The following is a 16,485-nucleotide window of genomic DNA, read 5'->3' on the forward strand; positions in this document are numbered from 1 at the left end:
CTTCCCTCGACTCGCGTAAGGGGACGGTACGTTCGGCCCGGTCCCCGGGGCGTCCGCTCGCTCACACCCGGGCCACCGCCGCCCGGCGGTTGTAGACCCAGTGCACCACCACCGCGCACACCCCGTAGAAGCACAGGAAGGCGATGTACGCGTCGTCGCCCTGCCCCGTCGCGAGGAACGACTGGCGGAAGGCGACGTTGACCAGCACGCCGCCGAGGGCGCCGATCGCGCCCGCGAGGCCGATGAGGGCCGTCGCGCGGCGGTGCGCCCCGGCCAGGGTGGCCGCCGGGTCCGCGCCGTCCGCGATCGCGGCCCGTGCCCGCGCGTCGTGGACGGCCGGGATCATGCGGTAGGTGGAGCCGTTGCCGAGACCGCTGAGCACGAACAGCGCGACGAACCCGGCGAAGAAGCCCGCGAGCCAGTGGTGGCGTGACGCCACCAGGATGAGCGCGGCGCACGCCCCCATGGCCACGAACGTCGCCAGGGTGACCCGCGCACCGCCGAAGCGGTCCGCCCAGGCCCCGCCCCAGGGGCGGGACAGCGACCCGAGCAGGGGGCCGATGAACGTCAGGTACGCGACCTTCATGGGAGTGTCGAACTGGTCGTGGAACTGCACCTGGAGGACCTGCCCGAAGGCGAAGCCGAAGCCGATGAACGACCCGAACGTCCCGATGTAGAGCAGCGACAGCGCCCAGGTGTGCCCGTCGCGCCCGACCTCCCGGAGGACGGGCCGCCGTTCCCGTCCGGCCGGCAGATTGTCCATGCGCAGGGCGGCGAGGAGGGCGGTGAGCAGGATCAGCGGCAGATAGAGCACCGGCAGCAGCCGGGGGTGGCCCGCGCCCGCCGTGGCCAGCACGAGCAGACCCGCCAACTGGACGGCGGGCACGCCGAGATTGCCGCCGCCCGCGTTGATGCCCAGGGCCCGCCCCTTGAGCCGCTGCGGGTAGAAGGCGTTGATGTTGGCCATGGAGGAGGCGAAGTTGCCGCCGCCGACCCCGGCCACGCAGGCCGTGACCAGCAAGGTGGTGTAGGAGACCCCCGGTTCGAGCACGATCACGACCGACACCGTCGGGACCAGCAGGAGCAGGGCGCTGAACAGGGTCCAGTTGCGGCCGCCGAAGCGGGTGACGGCCCAGGCGTACGGCAGGCGCAGCAGCGCCCCGAGGGCGGTGGGGAGGGCGGTGAGCGTGAACTTGCCGGCCGGGTCGATGCCGTACTCCGGGCCGAGGAAGAGCACGAGCACCGCCCACATGCTCCACACCGAGAAGCCGATGTGCTCGGTGACGACGGACAGCACGAGGTTCCGCCGTGCGACGCGGGCGCCGGTGCGCTCCCAGAAGCCGGGGTCCTCCGGGTGCCACTCGGTCAGGGTCCGGGCGGGTGGCGGCGCGCCGGCGGGCGGGTCCTCGACCGTACGGACCTGCCAGGTGCGCAGTACGGGCGGCGTGCCGTCGACGGTGTCCCCCTCGTCCAGGCAGGTGCCGGTGCGCAGGTCGAAGGACTGCTTGTACATCGGTGAGGTCACCACCGGCACGCCGTCCCGGCTGCCGGTGATGCCGCGCGAGATGACGTACGCGCCGCTGAACGGGTCGCGGTTGGTGAGGGCGAACAGGGCGCCGGAGCCGTCGCGGAAGAGCGCCACCTGCTCGCCGTCGACCAGGGCGGCGCGGCCCCGGCCGGGGGTGAGGTCGGCGTAGCGGCACACGGGTGTCCAGGTGGTGCCGTCACCGATCTCCACGATCGGTCCGGCCGGGGCGGGGGGCGGCTCCTGGGGGTGGGGGAGCGTGGCGTCGGTCATCGTGCGGATGCCTTCCCTGCGAGTGCGATGCCCACGGGGACGGGGAGGCCGTGGCCGTCCTCGTCCGCGCGGGCGGGGCGGATCTGGGCGCGTTCGGGTACGAAGCGCACGGCGGGGTCGGGGGTGCCCGGGGCGTTGACGAAGGAGGAGAAGCGGTGCAGGCGTTCGGGGTCGGCGAGGGTGGCGGCCCACTCGTCCTCGTAGCCCACGATGTGACGGGACATCAGGTCGTCGAGGTCGGCGCAGATGCCGAGGGTGTCGTCGACGACGACGGCGCGCAGGTGGTCCAGCCCGCCCTCCAGCCGCTCGATCCAGGGCGCGGTGCGTTCGAGGCGGTCGGCGGTGCGGATGTAGAACATCAGGAAGCGGTCGATCGTCCGGATGAGGGTGTCGTGGTCGACGTCCTCGACGAGCAGGTCGGCGTGGCGGGGCGAGGTGCCGCCGTTGCCGCCCACGTAGAGGTTCCAGCCGGCGGACGTGGCGATCACCCCGAAGTCCTTGCCGCGGGCCTCGGCGCACTCGCGGGCGCACCCGGACACGGCCGACTTGAGCTTGTGCGGTGAGCGCAGGCCGCGGTAGCGCAGCTCCAGCTCGATGGCGAGCGCCACGGAGTCCTGCACGCCGTACCGGCACCAGGTCTGTCCCACGCAGGACTTCACGGTGCGCAGGGACTTGCCGTACGCGTGCCCGGACTCGAACCCGGCGTCGACCAGGCGGCGCCAGATGGCGGGCAGCTGGTCGACCGTGGCGCCGAACATGTCGATCCGCTGCCCGCCGGTGATCTTCGTGTAGAGGCCGAAGTCACGGGCGATGGCCCCGATGGTGATCAGGCCGTCCGGGGTGATCTCACCGCCGGGGATGCGCGGCACCACGGAGTAGGAGCCGTTGCGCTGGATGTTGGCGAGGAAGTGGTCGTTGGTGTCCTGGAGGGCGGCCTGCTCGCCGTCGAGGATGTACGGGGTGTCGCCCAGCCCCGCCAGGATGGAGGCCACGACGGGCTTGCAGACCGCGCACCCCTGCCCGCTGCCGTGCTCGGTGACCAGCTGGGTGAAGGTGGTGATGCCCTTGACGCGGACGATCTCGTACAGCTCGGCGCGCGACTGGGTGAAGTGCTCGCACAGGCCGCGCGTGGTCTCGACGCCCGCCGCCCCGAGCTCGTCGGTGACGATCTCGCCGACGAGCTTCTCGCAACTGCCGCAGCCCGTACCGGCCTTGGTGCACTTCTTGACCGCGGCCAAGGAGTGGCAGCCCCGCTCCCCGACGGCCGCCTTGATCGCGCCCTTGCTGACGTGGTGGCAGGAACAGACGACGGCCTCGTCGGGCAGGGACCCCGCGCCGAGCGCCTTCCGGCCGGCCGCGGCGGGCAGGACCAGCTGCTCCGGTGGGATGGGCAGCGGCTCGCCGTTCCCGGCGAGCGGGCGCAGCGAGGCGTAGGAGTCGGTGTCGCCGATGAGGATGCCGCCGAGCAGGGCGCCGTCGGCGTCGACGACCAGTTTCTTGTAGACCCCCGACCGGCTGTTGGCGTACAGCACCTCCAGGGCGTCCTCGGCACGGCCGTGCGCGTCCCCGAAGCTCGCCACGTCCACCCCGAGCAGCTTGAGCTTGGTGGAGGTGTCGCCGCCGGTGAAGCTGCCCTCCTGGCCGCCCAGTTCGCGGGCGACGGCCTCGGCCATGGCCTTGCCGGGGGCCACCAGGCCGTAGACCTTGCCGTCGGCGGCCAGCGCGCACTCGCCGATCGCGCGGATGTGCGGGTCGGCCGTGCGGCAGGCGGCGTCGACGACGATGCCTCCGCGCTCGCCGACGGGCAGGCCGCACTCCCTGGCGAGCTGGTCGCGGGGCCGGACGCCCGCGGCGAAGACGACGAGGTCCGCCTCCAGGCGGGTGCCGTCCGACAGCTTCACCGCGCCGACCCGCCCGTCGGGGCCGGGTTCGATCCGCTCGACGCCCACACCGGTGTGCACGGACACCCCGAGCGCCTCGACCTTGTGCCGCAGCAGCGCGCCGCCGGCCGAGTCGATCTGCACGGCCATCAAGTGCGGCGCGAACTCCACCACATGGGTGTGGAGGCCCAGTGCCCCCAGCGCCCCCGCGGCCTCCAGGCCCAGCAGCCCGCCGCCCACGACGAGACCGGTCCGGGCCTTCGCCGCGTGGGCGCGGATGGCGTCCACGTCCTCCAGCGTGCGGTAGGCGTGACAGCCCTCGGTGTCGTGGCCGGGCAGGGGCGGCACGAAGGGGTACGAGCCGGTGGCCAGGACCAGCACGTCGTAGTCCACCCGGTGGCCGGACGCGGTGCGCACGGTCCGCGCCTCGCGGTCCACGCCGGTGACGGCGTCCCCCAGGCGCAGCTCGATGCCGTGCTCGTCGACGAAGCCGGGCGGGCACAGCGCCAGCTCCTCGGGCGCGGTGCCGGTGAACACCGAGGTGAGGCGCATCCGGTCGTACGAGGGGAGGGGTTCCTCCGCGAGCACGGTCACCTGCCAGCGCTCGCTCGCCCCCTCCTGCTCGAAGAGGGCTTCCAGGAACCGCTGGCCGACCATGCCGTGTCCCACGAGGACCAGACGGCGGCAGCTGGGGGCGGGGAGTGGGGACGTCACGGGTGGGGCTCCTTCGGTCACGATCACGTGCGGATGAGGTCCAGGGGGTCGGCGGGCAGCTGTTCGTCGCTCCGCCAGACGTGGATGAGGCCGCCCACCGCGGTCAGGTCGCCGACGAGGAGGGCGCTCTCCAGCCGGTCGCCGCGCAGGACGAGCTTCTTGTACGTGCCTCGTCTGGCGTCGGCGACGCGGAGCACGTCACAGGCGTCGGCGGCGCCGTCGCCGGGCGGGCCGAAGGCCGCGAGCTGCAAGGGGCCGGCCGTCAGCCGGGTCAGCGGGCGGCTGCCCGGCCAGCGGGCACCGGGGTCGGCCCCGGACAGCCGGGCCGCGAGCACGTCCGCCTGTGCCCAGGCGGGGCCGGACAGGCCGTGGACGGTGCCGTGGTGTTCGGCGCAGTCCCCGATCGCGTGGATCCCGGCGGCGGAGGTGGCCAGGGTGTCGTCGACGACGACGCCCTCGCGCACCGCCAGCCCGGCGGCGCGCGCCAGCCCGGTGCGCGGCCGGACCCCGCACGTGAACACCACGAGATCGGCCGGAAGCAGGTCGTCCGTGAGCTCCACGGCGGTGACGCGGTCCGCGCCGCGCAGGGCGCGCACCTGGCTTTCGGCGCGCACCGTGACACCCAGGGCCGAGAGGGCGGCCGTCAGTATCCGTGCCGCCCCGCCGTCCAGTTGACGGTCCATCAGCCAGGGGCCCTGGTGGACCAGCGTGACGGGGAGACCGCGCGCGGCCAGCGCCCGCACGACCCCGACCCCCAGCACCCCGCCGCCCACCACGACGGCCCGCGCCGCCCGTCCCGCCTCATCGATCACGTTGCGGCAGTCGGCCAGCGTGCGCAACGTGTGGACCCCCCCGAGCCGTTCGCCGCCCGGCCCGCACAGCCCCGGCAGCGGCGGCAGCACGGGCTCGGCGCCCGTCGCCAGCACCAGCGCGTCGTAGCGGGCGGTGGAGCCGTCGGCCAGGGAGATCGTCCGGCCGGCGGGGTCGAGGGCGGTGACCTCGGCGCCCGTGCGGATCTCTGCGCCCGGCCCGTACGGCAGACAGATGGCATCACCGTCGTAGCGCCCGGCGAGCACTTCGGTGAGCAGGGTGCGGTTGTACGGGCCGTCCGGCTCGGCCCCGTACAGCGTCAGCTCCACGGTGCCCGGAGCCGTACGGGCCAGGAGCTGCTGCGCGAAGCGGGCCCCGGCCATGCCCGCGCCTACCACCGCGATCCGCCGGGCCGTCATGACGCTTCCTCCTCGGCCGCCGCTTCGACGCGCACCGCGCACACCTTGAACTCCGGCATCTTCGACTCGGGGTCCAGCGCGGGGTTGGTGAGCGTGTTGGCCCGGCCCCGGCCGGCCCAGTGGAAGGGCATGAAGACGGTGTCGGGCCGGACGGTGTCGGTGATCCTCGCGGGCGCGGTGGCCCGGCCCCGGCGGCTCGTCACCGTCAGCAACTGCCCCTCGCCGACGCCCAGCCGCTCCGCGAGCCGCGGATGGAGCTCGACGAACGGGCCGGGCGCGGCCGCGTTCAGCGCGGGGACCCGCCGGGTCTGCGCGCCGCTCTGGTACTGCGACGCCACCCGGCCGGTCGTGAGGTACAGCGGGAAGCGGGCGTCGGTCTCCTCGGCGGGCGGGCGGTGGCCGACGCCCGCGAACCGCGCCCGGCCGTCCGGGGTCGCGAAGCGGTCCAGGAACAGCCGCGGCGTGCCCGGGTGCCCCTCGTCGGGACACGGCCAGAACACCCCGTCCTCGGCCCCTATCCGGGCGTAACTGATACCGGCGTAGTCGGCGACACCGCCCGCCGAGGCCCGCCGCAGCTCCTCGAAGACCTCCTCCGCGTCGTCGGGAAAACCCTTGTCGGTGCCCAGCCGGTCGGCCAGCTCCTTCAGGACGTACAGATCGCTCCGCACCCCCTCGGGAGGAGCGACGGCGGCCCGGCGCAGGATCACCCGGCCCTCCAGATTGGTCATCGTGCCCGTCTCCTCCGCCCACTGCGCCGACGGCAGCACGACGTCCGCCAGCGCCGCGGTCTCCGACAGCACGACATCGCTGACGACGAGGAAGTCCAACGACCGCAGCCGGTCGGTGACATGAGCGGCGTGCGGGGCCGACACCACCGGATTCGAGCCCATGACCAGCAGCGCCCGCACCCCGTCCGCCGTGCCCGCCCGGTCCAGCAGCTCGTAACCGGACACCCCCGGACCGGGCAGCTCGTCGGGATCCACCCCCCACACACCGGCCACATGGGCGCGGGCAAGCGGGTCCGTCAGGGAGCGGTAGCCGGGCAACTGGTCGGACTTCTGCCCGTGTTCACGGCCGCCCTGCCCATTGCCCTGACCCGTCAGACAGCCGTACCCACTGCCCGGCCGGCCGGCCTTGCCCGTGGCCAGACACAGGTTGATCCACGCCCGGACCGTGTCCGTCCCCTTGCTGTGCTGCTCCGCGCCCCGGGCCGTGAGCACCATGCCCGACCGGGCCCGCGCGAAGAGGTGGGCCGCCTCCCTCAGGAGGGGCACCGGCACCCCCGTGAGCTCCTCCACCCGCTCGGGCCAGTGCGCCATCGCCGCCGCCCGCGCCTCCGCGAACCCCGTCGTGCGGTCCGCGATGAACTCCCGGTCCAGCAGCCCGTCGGCTATGACCACGTGCAACAGCCCCGCCGCCAGTGCCAGATCCGTGCCGGGCGCCGGGGCCAGATGCAGGTCGGCCTGCTCGGCCGTCCGCGTACGGCGGGGGTCGACGACGACCAGCCGGCCACCGTTCTCCCTCATCCTCGTGAAGTAGCGCAGCGCCGGCGGCATCGTCTCCGCCGGGTTCCCGCCCGCCAGGACGACGCAGTCCGCCGTGGCGATGTCCTCCAGCGGGAACGGCAGCCCGCGGTCCACGCCGAAGGCCGCGCGGTTCGCGGTCGCGGCCGACGACATGCAGAACCGGCCGTTGTAGTCGATGTGCGGGGTGCGCAGCACCACCCGCGCGAACTTCCCCAGCAGATACGCCTTCTCGTTGGTCAGCCCGCCCCCGCCGAACACCCCCACCGCCGCGCGGCCATGACGCTCCGCGGCGCCGCCGAGACCGGCCGCCACCAGATCCAGGGCCCGCTCCCACGACACCTCGCGCAGCGTGCCCGTGCGCGGGTCGCGGGCCAGCGGGGCCGACAGCCGCGCGGCACCCGCCAGCACGGCCGCGGCGCTCCGCCCCTTGCCGCACAGCGCCCCGCGGTTGACGGGAAAACCGGGGCGCTCCACGACCTCCACGGCGGGCGCGCCGGGCGCTCCCCCGGGGGCCGCCGGACGCAACCCCATGCCGCACTGCAACGCGCAGTACGGACAGTGGGTATCGGTGCTCACCATGAAAGGAATGGTGACCTTCACCCGTTACGCCCCCACGTCGCCGGTGTTGCGCCGACGGCACGAAGCCGTTACCCCGGATGACGCGGCGCCCCCTCGGGCTGACAATTCCGCAACCTCCCTGAAACACCGCGGGGAGAAGCTGCGTTGATGAGTACCACCGACACCACCGACACAGGGCCGCTCTCGGGCTTCACCGTCGGCGTGACAGCGGCACGCCGACGCGAGGAACTCACCGCACTGCTGCTCCGCCGGGGCGCCCGCGTCATCGAAGCCCCCACCCTGAGCGTCGTACCCCTGGGCGACGACGCCGCCCTGCGCGCCGCCACCGAACGCTGCCTCGCCGCACCCCTGGACTACGTCGTCGTCACCACGGGCGTGGGCTGGCGCGGCTGGATGAGCGCCGCCGAGGGCTGGGGCCACGGCGCCGCGCTCCTCCGCGCCTGCCGGCCGGCCGCCGTGGTCGCCCGCGGGCCCAAGGCCGTCGGGGCGGTCCGGGGCAGTGGTCTCGCCGAGGTGTTCTCCCCGCCGACCGAGGCCGGCCGCGAGCTGCTCGGCTGGCTCCTCTCCCACGACCTCCGCGGCCGCCGCGTCGCCGTCCAGCAACACGGCGCGCCCATGCGCGGCTTCACCGCGGCCCTGCGGGAACGCGGCGCCGAGGTGATGGAGGTGCCGGTCTACCGCTGGGGGCCGCCCGAGGAACCGGAGGCCGTACGCCGCCTCGTGGACGCGACGGCCCGCCGCGACCTCCACGCCCTGACCTTCACCAGCGCACCGGCCGCCGTCGCCTTCCTGGAGGCCGCGGCCGCCGCGGGCCGCCGGGAGGACGTGCTCACGGCACTCCGCTCCGACGTCGCCGTCGTCTGCGTCGGCGAGCTCTGCGCCGAGCCGCTGCGCACGGCCGGAGTCCCGGTCCACTACCCCGAACGCGGGCGCCTCGGCCCGCTCGTCCGCACCCTCACCGATCTCCTGGACCGACGCGGCCACGGCGCCCCGGGCGAGCCCGGCCGCTGAGGACCGGCGGCAGGGGACGTATACGGCGGGAACAGGCGAAGGTGGGGAAAATCTCGCCGCCCGGTGCCGCGTGCGGCTGTTAGCTTGTGGATCAGGCCCCGCCCGGGGCCCCACGAGGGAGGGACGTCACGTGCGCAGAGCAGCGCAGTACACGGGGGTGGCGCTGGTCGCCGCTGTGCTGATGACCGGCTGCGGCAGTGGCGGTGACAAGAAGTCCGCCGACGAGCCGTCCGCGAGCACACCGTCCGGGACCGGGGGCGACTCGCCGGCCACCGGTGCGCCCGGGCACTACGACGGTGTCTACGGAGCCCGTTCCGACGACGGCATGGTCGGCATGACCATCACCCAGGGCAAGGCCATCGTCTACGCGAACAACGGCAAGCGCGCTTGCACCGGCACGGTCGACGAGAAGGACCGGCCGGCGAAGCTCGCGCTGAAGTGCGCGGACGGCGACACCGAGCGCACCGCGGGCACCGTGGACAGCTCGGACGGCAAGACCCTCGTCGTCTCCTGGGCGGCGGGCAGGAAGGACACCTTCACGAGGTCGGGCGACCCGGTGCCGCTCCCGTCCCCGAAGAAGCTCGGCGGCTGACGACCGCCGCGTGGCCGCCCGTCCGGGAGGCGGCCGGCTACAGCGGCGGATGCATCGCGACGTACGCCGCGACGCTCTCCTTCGCCGGGCCGTCCGCGACCACCCGGCCACCGTCGAAGACGATCACCCGCTCGAACTCCGCCAGCAGTTCCAGGTCGTGCGAGACCACCACGACCTTCTGCTCCAGCTCCTGGACGAGCTTGCCGATCCGGCGCTTGTTCCGCAGGTCCAGGAGCGTGGTCGGCTCGTCGAAGACCACGTACCGGGGTCCCGTGATCAGCACCGCGGCGATCGCCAGCAACTGCTTCTGGCCACCGCTGAGCAGATGCGCCGGGTGGTCACGGAACTCGCCCAGCCCGTACTCCGCCAGCGCCTCGTCCACCCGCCGGCCGGTCTCCGCCTTGCTCAGCCGGTGGCGCTTCAGCCCGAACGCGAGGTCCTCGGCGACCGTGGGCATCACGATCTGGATGTCCGGGTCCTGGAAGACGAAGCCGACCTCGCGCCGGACCTCCCTGCCCTTGCGGCCAGTGTCCAGCCCGTCCACGCGGACCCGGCCCGCGGAGGGCACCAGCAGGCCGTTCAGCAGCCGGGCGAACGTGCTCTTGCCCGAGCCGTTCGACCCGATGACGCCGATTCGGTCCTCACGGAGCGTCAGGTCGACGTCCCGCAGCACCCGCCGCTCGCCGAACCACTGGCTCACACCGTCGATCTCGATCACGCGCGCTCGTTCCCGGCGGCGCGCGGCGTACCGGGCGCGATCATCGGGTAGGACCTGCGCACGGTCACCGCCGCGAGCGAGCCGATCACCACCTTGACCAGGTCACCGGGGAGGAACACCACCGAGCCGGTGACCGCCTTCTCCAGCGGCAGGTGCGCCGCGACGGCCATCCACGGGATGCCGACGGCGTAGAGCACGAGAGCCCCGCCGACGAGGTTGCAGAGCATGGCGGTCCACTGGTTGTAGCGCTTCCACAGCCGCTCGGTCAGCAGACCCGTGACGTACGCCCCGAGCGGGTAGGCCAGGATGAAACCGCCCGTCGGCCCGAGGACGACGCCGAGCCCGCCGCGGCCGCCCGGCAGCACCGGCAGCCCGATCACCACGAGCACCACGAACAGCAGGATCGCCAGACCGCCCCGGCGCGCGCCGACGATCGAACCCGCGAGGATCACACCGAGCGTCTGGGACGTGAACGGCGCCGGGACGAGCGGCAGCTCGATCAACGGGAAGAAGCCCAGCACCACCATGATCGCTGCGAACAGCGCGATCTGTGCCATGTCCTTCGTACGCAACCCCGACCCCCGGCCCCGAGCGCCTCTCGCTCCAGCCGGTCATCATAGAGGGCGCGTCTCCTCCGGCCGCCGGGGGCCATCGACGCCCCTGGCGTCGAGCGCCTCGCCCAGCCCGTCCGCCAGCCGCAACGTCTTGACCAGCAGCGGGGCCAGGAACGCGGTGCTCCGCTCGACTCCGCGTGCCCGCTGCGCGGCACGCACCTGATCGGCCTGTTCCTTGATCACCGGGATGAACCGGATCGTCATGGCCACCACCAGACCGACCCGCTCCGGCCTGATCCCCAGCGGCTTCAACGGCCGCAGCGCCGCCTCGATCGCCGCGATCATCGCGGAGGTCCTGGTGGTCAGCGTGACCAGATTGGCCAGCATCACCAGCACCACGATCCGCTGCCCCACCAGCACGGCGGTCTCCCAGCCGGTGAACAGCCACTGCACGGCCACGACCGAGACGGCGAACGGCAGCACCGTGAGCAACTGCCGGCCCGCCGTCCGCCAGGGGACGCGGGCCAGCGCGTAACACAGCCCGACCCCCACGACGGCCGCGCCGAGCACGGCCGTCGACGTGACGAAGAACAGGGCCGTGCCCGCCGCGAACAGCACCAGCAGCTTCACCCCGGCGGGCAGGGCGTGGACGGGTGACCGCGCGTCGTGGTGCAGGCTCAGCATGGTTGGTGAGTACCTCGTGGTCCGTACGGCAGAGGGCCGGTGTCCGGCGGATCTTCGGGCACTCACCGTACCCCCGGCCTCCCGACGGCCCCCTGGCCCCGGCCCTCGCCCGCGGCCGGCCGGGATGTCGGATACGTTTGCGGAGATCATGTTCGGCCGGGCACGGGGGAGCAGCGGGTGACCCTGCTCCGCGACCCGGCCGGACTCCTCGATCCCTACCTCGTCACCCCCGGCGACCGCACCCCCGGCGCCGTCGGACTGGAGGTCTCCGCCGGGCTCTTCGTGGTCACCGGCGCGAGCATGCTCTACGCGGGCCGTCGCAGGCGCTGACAGCGGAAGGCGTACGACGGCCGGGTGCCGCGGACATCAATGTCCGCGGCCCCTTCTGTACCTCTCATACAGAGGTACGCTGGACGAGTGAGCGCAGACGGCCTCTCCGACGAGCTCGCCGGAGTGCTGACAGGCATCCAGCGACTGGTCCGGCGCAGACTGTGGGCCGGGCTGGCGAAGCCACGTCTGCGCGGTGCCCAGGCCGAACTCCTGCGGGTCGTCACCGAATGCCCCGGCATAGGCGTCTCCGCCGCCGCCAACGAGCTCTATCTGGCGGCCAATTCCGTGAGCACCCTCGTCAACCAGCTGGTCAAGGCCGGGTTGTTGCGCCGCGAGGCCGATCCGCGCGACGGCCGCGTCGCCATGCTGTTCCCGACCCCGGCCTGCCAGGAGCGGCTGCGGGCCTGGGACGCCCGGCGCGGCGCGCTCTTCCACGCGCGGGTGCGGACCCTCCCGGCCGAGGACCAGGCCGCCCTGGCCGCGGCGCTGCCCGCCCTGCGCAGGCTCGCCCGGTCGCTCCGTGACACAGGGGAGGCATGATGACCGCACCCGCCGTCCGCTGCACCCGACTCCACTACGCCTTCGGACACGTCGACGCCGTCGACGGACTGGATCTCTCGGTCGCCCCCGGCGAGGTCTTCGGCCTCCTCGGGCCCAACGGCGCGGGCAAGACCACCACGATGCGGGTGATCACCACCCTGCTCCCCGTACCGCCCGGCGTCGTCGAGGTCTTCGGGCACGACGCGGCCCGCCAGAAGATGGCCGTGCGGCGCCTCCTCGGCTACGTCCCCCAGCAGTTGTCCGCCGACGGCGCGCTGACCGGCCGGGAGAACGTCGCCCTCTTCGCCCGGGTCTTCGACTCACCCCGGCGGGAGCGGCCCGCCCGCGTCGCCCAGGCCCTGGAGGCGGTCGGCCTCGCCGATGTCGCGGGGCGCCTGGTGGCCACGTATTCGGGCGGCATGGTGCGCCGGCTGGAGCTGGCGCAGGCGCTGGTCAGCGCGCCGCGGCTGATGATCCTGGACGAGCCGACCGTCGGCCTGGACCCGATCGCCCGGGACAGCGTGTGGGAGCGCATCAACCGCATACGCGCGGCCACCGGGATGACGGTGCTGGTCACCACCCACTCCATGGAGGAGGCCGACCGGCGCTGCGACCGCGTGGCCCTGATGCACCGGGGGCGGATCCGGGCGCTCGGCACCCCCGAGGAGCTCAAGAGCGGGCTGGTCGCCGACCGCCGGGAGGCGGGCGGGGAAGGCGCGGCGCCGCCGACCCTGGAGGACGTCTTCCGGCACTTCGCCGGCAGCGGACTCGACGAACCGGGCGCCGACGAGCGGGGAGGGGAGTTCCGCGATGTCCGCCGTACCCGCAGCACCGCCTCCCGCGTCGGCTGACGCCGTCCCGCCGGAAGCCCCCTTCGCCCTGCTGCTGTCGCCGCCCCGGGCGCGCGGAGGGTGGCGGGTGATACCGGCCCGCACCTGGGCCATGTGCGCGGTGGAGCTGCAGAAGCTGCGCCACGACCGCACGGAGCTCTACACCCGCGCCGTCCAGCCCGCCCTCTGGCTGCTGATCTTCGGCGAGACCTTCACCCGGATCCGGGCCATTCCCACCGGGAACGTCCCCTATCTCGACTTCCTCGCCCCCGGGATCATCGCGCAGTCGGCGATGTTCATCGCCATCTTCTACGGCATCATGATCATCTGGGAGCGGGACTCCGGGGTCCTCACCAAGCTGCTGGTGACCCCCACACCCCGGGCGGCCCTGGTCACGGGCAAGGCGTTCGCCGCAGGACTCAAGGCGTTGATCCAGGCCGTGGTCGTCGTCGTGCTCGCGGCGGTGCTGGGCGTCGCCCTCACCTGGAATCCGCTGAGGCTGCTGGGCGTCGTCGTGGTGGTGCTGCTCGGATCCGCCTTCTTCTCCTGCCTGTCCATGTCGATCGCCGGGATCGTCCTCACCCGCGACCGCCTGATGGGCATCGGCCAGGCCATCACCATGCCGCTGTTCTTCGGCTCCAACGCGCTCTACCCGGTCGCGGCGATGCCGGGCTGGCTCAAGGCCGTCAGCACGGTCAACCCGCTGAGCTACGAGGTGGACGCCCTGCGCGGGCTGCTCATCGGCACCCCGGCCCGTCTCGCCCTCGACTTCGGCGTCCTCGCCTCCGCCGCCCTCCTCGGCATCGCGGCGGCGGCCTCGCTGCTGGGCCGTCTCGCCCGCTGACCCAGGCCTTCCCGCACCCCGGCCGCACACCCGGAAAAAAGAAATACCCCGGACCGTATTGACGGCCGGGGTATTTCGCTGCGTATATTAGAAAATTCCGCAACCCGGGCAATCAGGGTTACGGAGAAGCTTTATGAATGCATCATATCCGGGCGGGAGTCGAATTGTCAAACGAGGAAATGCGTCGCGAGCAGGAATTCATCGATCTGCTCCACGGGCGCCTCGCCGAACTGCGTACCGAGGCCGAGGCCGCGGTGAAGGCGGCCATGTCGCCCGCCGGGAACACCTTCCAGGCGCGCCTGGAGCGGGACGTGCTCGTCGCCGAACAGTCCGGCCTGCTCGCCGCCTTCAACTCCGGGGAGAACGGCCTCTGCTTCGGCCGGCTCGCCTTCCGCGACGGCCGCGACCACCACATCGGCCGGATCGGCATGCGCCGTGACGACGCCGACCGCACCCCGCTGGTCGTCGACTGGCGGGCCGAGGTCGCGCGCCCCTTCTACCTCGCCACCGGACACACCCCGATGGGGCTGCGCCGCAGGCGGCACATCACCACCGAGGGCCGCCGGGTCACCGCCCTGCACGACGAGATCCTGGACCTCGCCGACGCCGAACGCACCGGCCACGAGGGCGCCGACGCGGACGCCGTGCTGCTCGCCGCGCTCGACGCGGCGCGCACCGGCCGCATGCACGACATCGTGCAGACCATCCAGGCCGAACAGGACCGGATCATCCGCGCACCGCACCACGGCGTCCTCGTCGTCGAGGGCGGGCCGGGCACCGGGAAGACCGTGGTGGCGCTGCACCGCGCCGCCTTCCTGCTCTACGCGCACCGTGAGCAGCTGGCCCGCCGCGCCGTGCTGATCGTCGGGCCCAACCCCGCCTTCCTCGGCTACATCGGCGAGGTGCTGCCCTCGCTCGGCGAGACCGGTGTCCTGCTCGCCACACCGGGCGAGCTCTTCCCGGGCGTGACCGCGACCGGCACCGACACCGCCCGCGCCGCGGAGGTCAAGGGCGCCGCCACGATGGCCGACGCCCTGGCCCGCTGCGTACGCGACCGGCAGACCCTGCCCGACCCCGTGCGGGTCATCGACCACGAGGACGGCGAGCTGCTGCTGGACGCGGCCACCGCGGAGGAGGCCCGGCGCCAGGCGCGTGAGACCAACCTGCCGCACAACCTCGCCCGCCCGTACTTCGCCTTCCGTATCATCGACGCGCTGACCGCCCAGCTGACCGACCGCATCGGCGCGGACCCGTACGGCGGGCCGAACTTCCTCGGCCCCGACGACATCGCCCAGCTCGGCAAGGCGATCGCGGCCAGTGCCGAAGTCCACTCCGCGATAGACGAGTTGTGGCCACTCCTCACACCGCGGGAGCTGGTCGCCGACTTCCTCGCCGACCCCGTCCACCTCGCGGACGCCGACGCGGCCGCGATCCGCCGCGCGGGAGGCCCCTGGACCCCCGCGGACGTCCCGCTCCTGGACGAGGCCGCCGAGCTCCTCGGCGAGGACGACTCGGCCGCCCGCGCCGCCGCCGAGGCCGAGCGCCAGGAGCGCATCGCGTACGCGCAGGGCGTGCTCGACCTCTCCTACGGCTCCCGCACCCAGGAGTTCGAGGACCGCGTCGACGAGGACTCGGAGGTGCTCGCCGCCCACGACCTGGTCGACGCCGAACGGCTCGCCGACCGGCACGAGGAGACCGACCACCGCAGCGCCGCCGAGCGCGCCGCCGCCGACCGCACCTGGGCGTTCGGCCACATCATCGTGGACGAGGCGCAGGAGCTGTCCGCGATGATGTGGCGGCTGCTGATGCGCCGCTGCCCGACCCGCTCGATGACCTTGGTCGGCGACCCGGCGCAGACCGCGGAGCCGGGCGGCTGCGGGGCCTGGGAGGAGATCCTTACGCCGTACGTCGACGACCGCTGGGAGCACGTCAGGCTCGGCGTCAACTACCGCACCCCCGCCGAGATCATGGAGGTCGCGGCGGAGGTGATCCGGTCCGCTGACCCCTCCTTCGCGCCGCCGCGCTCGGTCCGCTCCACGGGCGTGCGGCCCTGGGCGCACCGGACCGGCGACCTGCCCCGCGCGGTCGCCGACGCCGTCGCACGCGAGACCCACGACGAGGCCCGCCTCGCGGTGATCGCCCCGCGCGCCCACCACGCCGCGCTGTCCGCCGCGCTCCCCACCGCCTCCACCGGCCCCGCCCCGGACCTGACCAGCCCGGTCGTCCTGCTCGACCCCCGGCAGGCCAAGGGCCTGGAGTTCGACACGGTGATCGTGGCGGAACCGGCGGAGTTCGGGGTCAGCGACCTCTACGTCGCACTCACCCGCCCCACCCAGCGACTGGCCGTCATCCACACGACGGACCTCCCGGAGGGCCTGGAGCCGCTGGCCGCGCGGGACTGACCCGCGTCTCCCGGCAGGGCCCGTACGGAGGCGAGCCCTGCCGGGGGTGGTGGAACCGGAGCGGGGGAGCCGGCGTCCGTTCCGTCGACAACCAAGATCACTTGTGTCGACGGGGGCTCCGGACATGACGGCGACGCGCTATCTCCATCTCGCCCACAACGACATGCGCCACCTCCCGGAAGGCCTTCGCTGGACCGGATTCCCGCCGGAGTTCGACGTGTGATCCGTTGCCCTCCGGGCGCCGTGGCCGGTGG

General features: G+C 73.4%; 14 protein-coding genes and 1 pseudogene. 7 read left to right on the forward strand and 8 right to left on the reverse strand.

The genetic code is table 11. The features are described from left to right. Window positions 1-61: 61 nt before the first annotated feature. From AB0435_RS02930 to AB0435_RS02950, 5 genes and pseudogenes are all read right to left on the reverse strand, one after another. Window positions 62-1,369, reverse strand: a complete 1,308-nt coding sequence (locus AB0435_RS02930; protein WP_366002530.1) for a nitrate/nitrite transporter — start codon at window positions 1,367-1,369, stop codon at window positions 62-64. Between the two features lie 51 nt (window positions 1,370-1,420). After that, window positions 1,421-1,798: pseudogene (gene nirD / locus AB0435_RS02935) on the reverse strand (nitrite reductase small subunit NirD); the annotation flags it as partial. Next, the gene (gene nirB, locus AB0435_RS02940; RefSeq protein ID WP_366002529.1) at window positions 1,795-4,335 is read right to left on the reverse strand and encodes a nitrite reductase large subunit NirB; all 2,541 of its coding nucleotides are present in this window, start codon (window positions 4,333-4,335) and stop codon (window positions 1,795-1,797) included. The gene nirB and the pseudogene nirD, both read right to left, overlap by 4 nt. Before the next feature lie 80 nt (window positions 4,336-4,415). After that, a complete protein-coding gene (locus AB0435_RS02945) occupies window positions 4,416-5,621 on the reverse strand; it encodes an FAD-dependent oxidoreductase (RefSeq protein WP_366002502.1) in 1,206 nt (401 codons plus the stop codon). After that, window positions 5,618-7,726 (reverse strand): molybdopterin oxidoreductase family protein, encoded by a 2,109-nt coding sequence (locus AB0435_RS02950; protein ID WP_366426054.1) that lies wholly within the window; start codon window positions 7,724-7,726, stop codon window positions 5,618-5,620. The genes AB0435_RS02945 and AB0435_RS02950 overlap by 4 nt, the downstream gene beginning before the upstream one ends. Window positions 7,727-7,873: 147 nt before the next feature. Here AB0435_RS02950 and AB0435_RS02955 point away from each other — a divergent pair, with 147 nt between their 5' ends. Together AB0435_RS02955 and AB0435_RS02960 are read left to right on the forward strand one after the other, a co-directional pair. After that, window positions 7,874-8,737, forward strand: coding sequence for a uroporphyrinogen-III synthase (locus AB0435_RS02955; protein WP_366002500.1), 864 nt, complete (start codon window positions 7,874-7,876; stop codon window positions 8,735-8,737). A 130-nt stretch (window positions 8,738-8,867) separates the two neighbouring features. Next, window positions 8,868-9,329, forward strand: a complete 462-nt coding sequence (locus AB0435_RS02960) for a hypothetical protein (protein ID WP_366002499.1) — start codon at window positions 8,868-8,870, stop codon at window positions 9,327-9,329. Window positions 9,330-9,366: 37 nt separating this feature from the next. Here AB0435_RS02960 and AB0435_RS02965 read toward each other — a convergent pair whose 3' ends face one another. The 3 genes from AB0435_RS02965 to AB0435_RS02975 are packed head-to-tail and all read right to left on the reverse strand — an operon-like array spanning window position 9,367 to window position 11,285. Beyond that, the gene (locus tag AB0435_RS02965; protein ID WP_366002498.1) at window positions 9,367-10,047 is read right to left on the reverse strand and encodes an ABC transporter ATP-binding protein; all 681 of its coding nucleotides are present in this window, start codon (window positions 10,045-10,047) and stop codon (window positions 9,367-9,369) included. Then, window positions 10,044-10,604, reverse strand: a complete 561-nt coding sequence (locus tag AB0435_RS02970) for a biotin transporter BioY (RefSeq protein WP_366002497.1) — start codon at window positions 10,602-10,604, stop codon at window positions 10,044-10,046. The genes AB0435_RS02965 and AB0435_RS02970 overlap by 4 nt, the downstream gene beginning before the upstream one ends. Before the next feature lie 57 nt (window positions 10,605-10,661). Next, window positions 10,662-11,285 carry an energy-coupling factor transporter transmembrane component T gene (locus tag AB0435_RS02975; protein WP_366002496.1) on the reverse strand — a complete coding sequence of 208 codons (624 nt, stop codon included), beginning with the start codon at window positions 11,283-11,285 and terminating at the stop codon, window positions 10,662-10,664. Between the two features lie 177 nt (window positions 11,286-11,462). Here AB0435_RS02975 and AB0435_RS02980 point away from each other — a divergent pair, with 177 nt between their 5' ends. The 5 genes from AB0435_RS02980 to AB0435_RS03000 all read left to right on the forward strand — a co-directional run bounded on the left by AB0435_RS02980 (window position 11,463) and on the right by AB0435_RS03000 (window position 16,231). Further along, complete coding sequence (locus tag AB0435_RS02980) at window positions 11,463-11,615, forward strand: hypothetical protein (RefSeq protein ID WP_366426055.1); 153 nt, start codon at window positions 11,463-11,465, stop codon at window positions 11,613-11,615. A gap of 87 nt (window positions 11,616-11,702) precedes the next feature. Then, complete coding sequence (locus AB0435_RS02985; protein WP_366002494.1) at window positions 11,703-12,155, forward strand: MarR family transcriptional regulator; 453 nt, start codon at window positions 11,703-11,705, stop codon at window positions 12,153-12,155. Next, the gene (locus tag AB0435_RS02990; RefSeq protein ID WP_366426056.1) at window positions 12,155-13,006 is read left to right on the forward strand and encodes an ATP-binding cassette domain-containing protein; all 852 of its coding nucleotides are present in this window, start codon (window positions 12,155-12,157) and stop codon (window positions 13,004-13,006) included. Before AB0435_RS02985 ends, AB0435_RS02990 begins: the two co-directional genes overlap by 1 nt. After that, window positions 12,966-13,829 carry an ABC transporter permease gene (locus AB0435_RS02995; protein ID WP_366002492.1) on the forward strand — a complete coding sequence of 288 codons (864 nt, stop codon included), beginning with the start codon at window positions 12,966-12,968 and terminating at the stop codon, window positions 13,827-13,829. The genes AB0435_RS02990 and AB0435_RS02995 overlap by 41 nt, the downstream gene beginning before the upstream one ends. A gap of 179 nt (window positions 13,830-14,008) precedes the next feature. Beyond that, complete coding sequence (locus tag AB0435_RS03000) at window positions 14,009-16,231, forward strand: helicase (RefSeq protein WP_366426117.1); 2,223 nt, start codon at window positions 14,009-14,011, stop codon at window positions 16,229-16,231. The last annotated feature ends 254 nt before the right edge of the window (window positions 16,232-16,485 follow it).

Origin of the sequence: Streptomyces sp. NPDC051173 (genome assembly GCF_040689515.1) — a bacterium.
Taxonomy (GTDB): domain Bacteria; phylum Actinomycetota; class Actinomycetes; order Streptomycetales; family Streptomycetaceae; genus Streptomyces.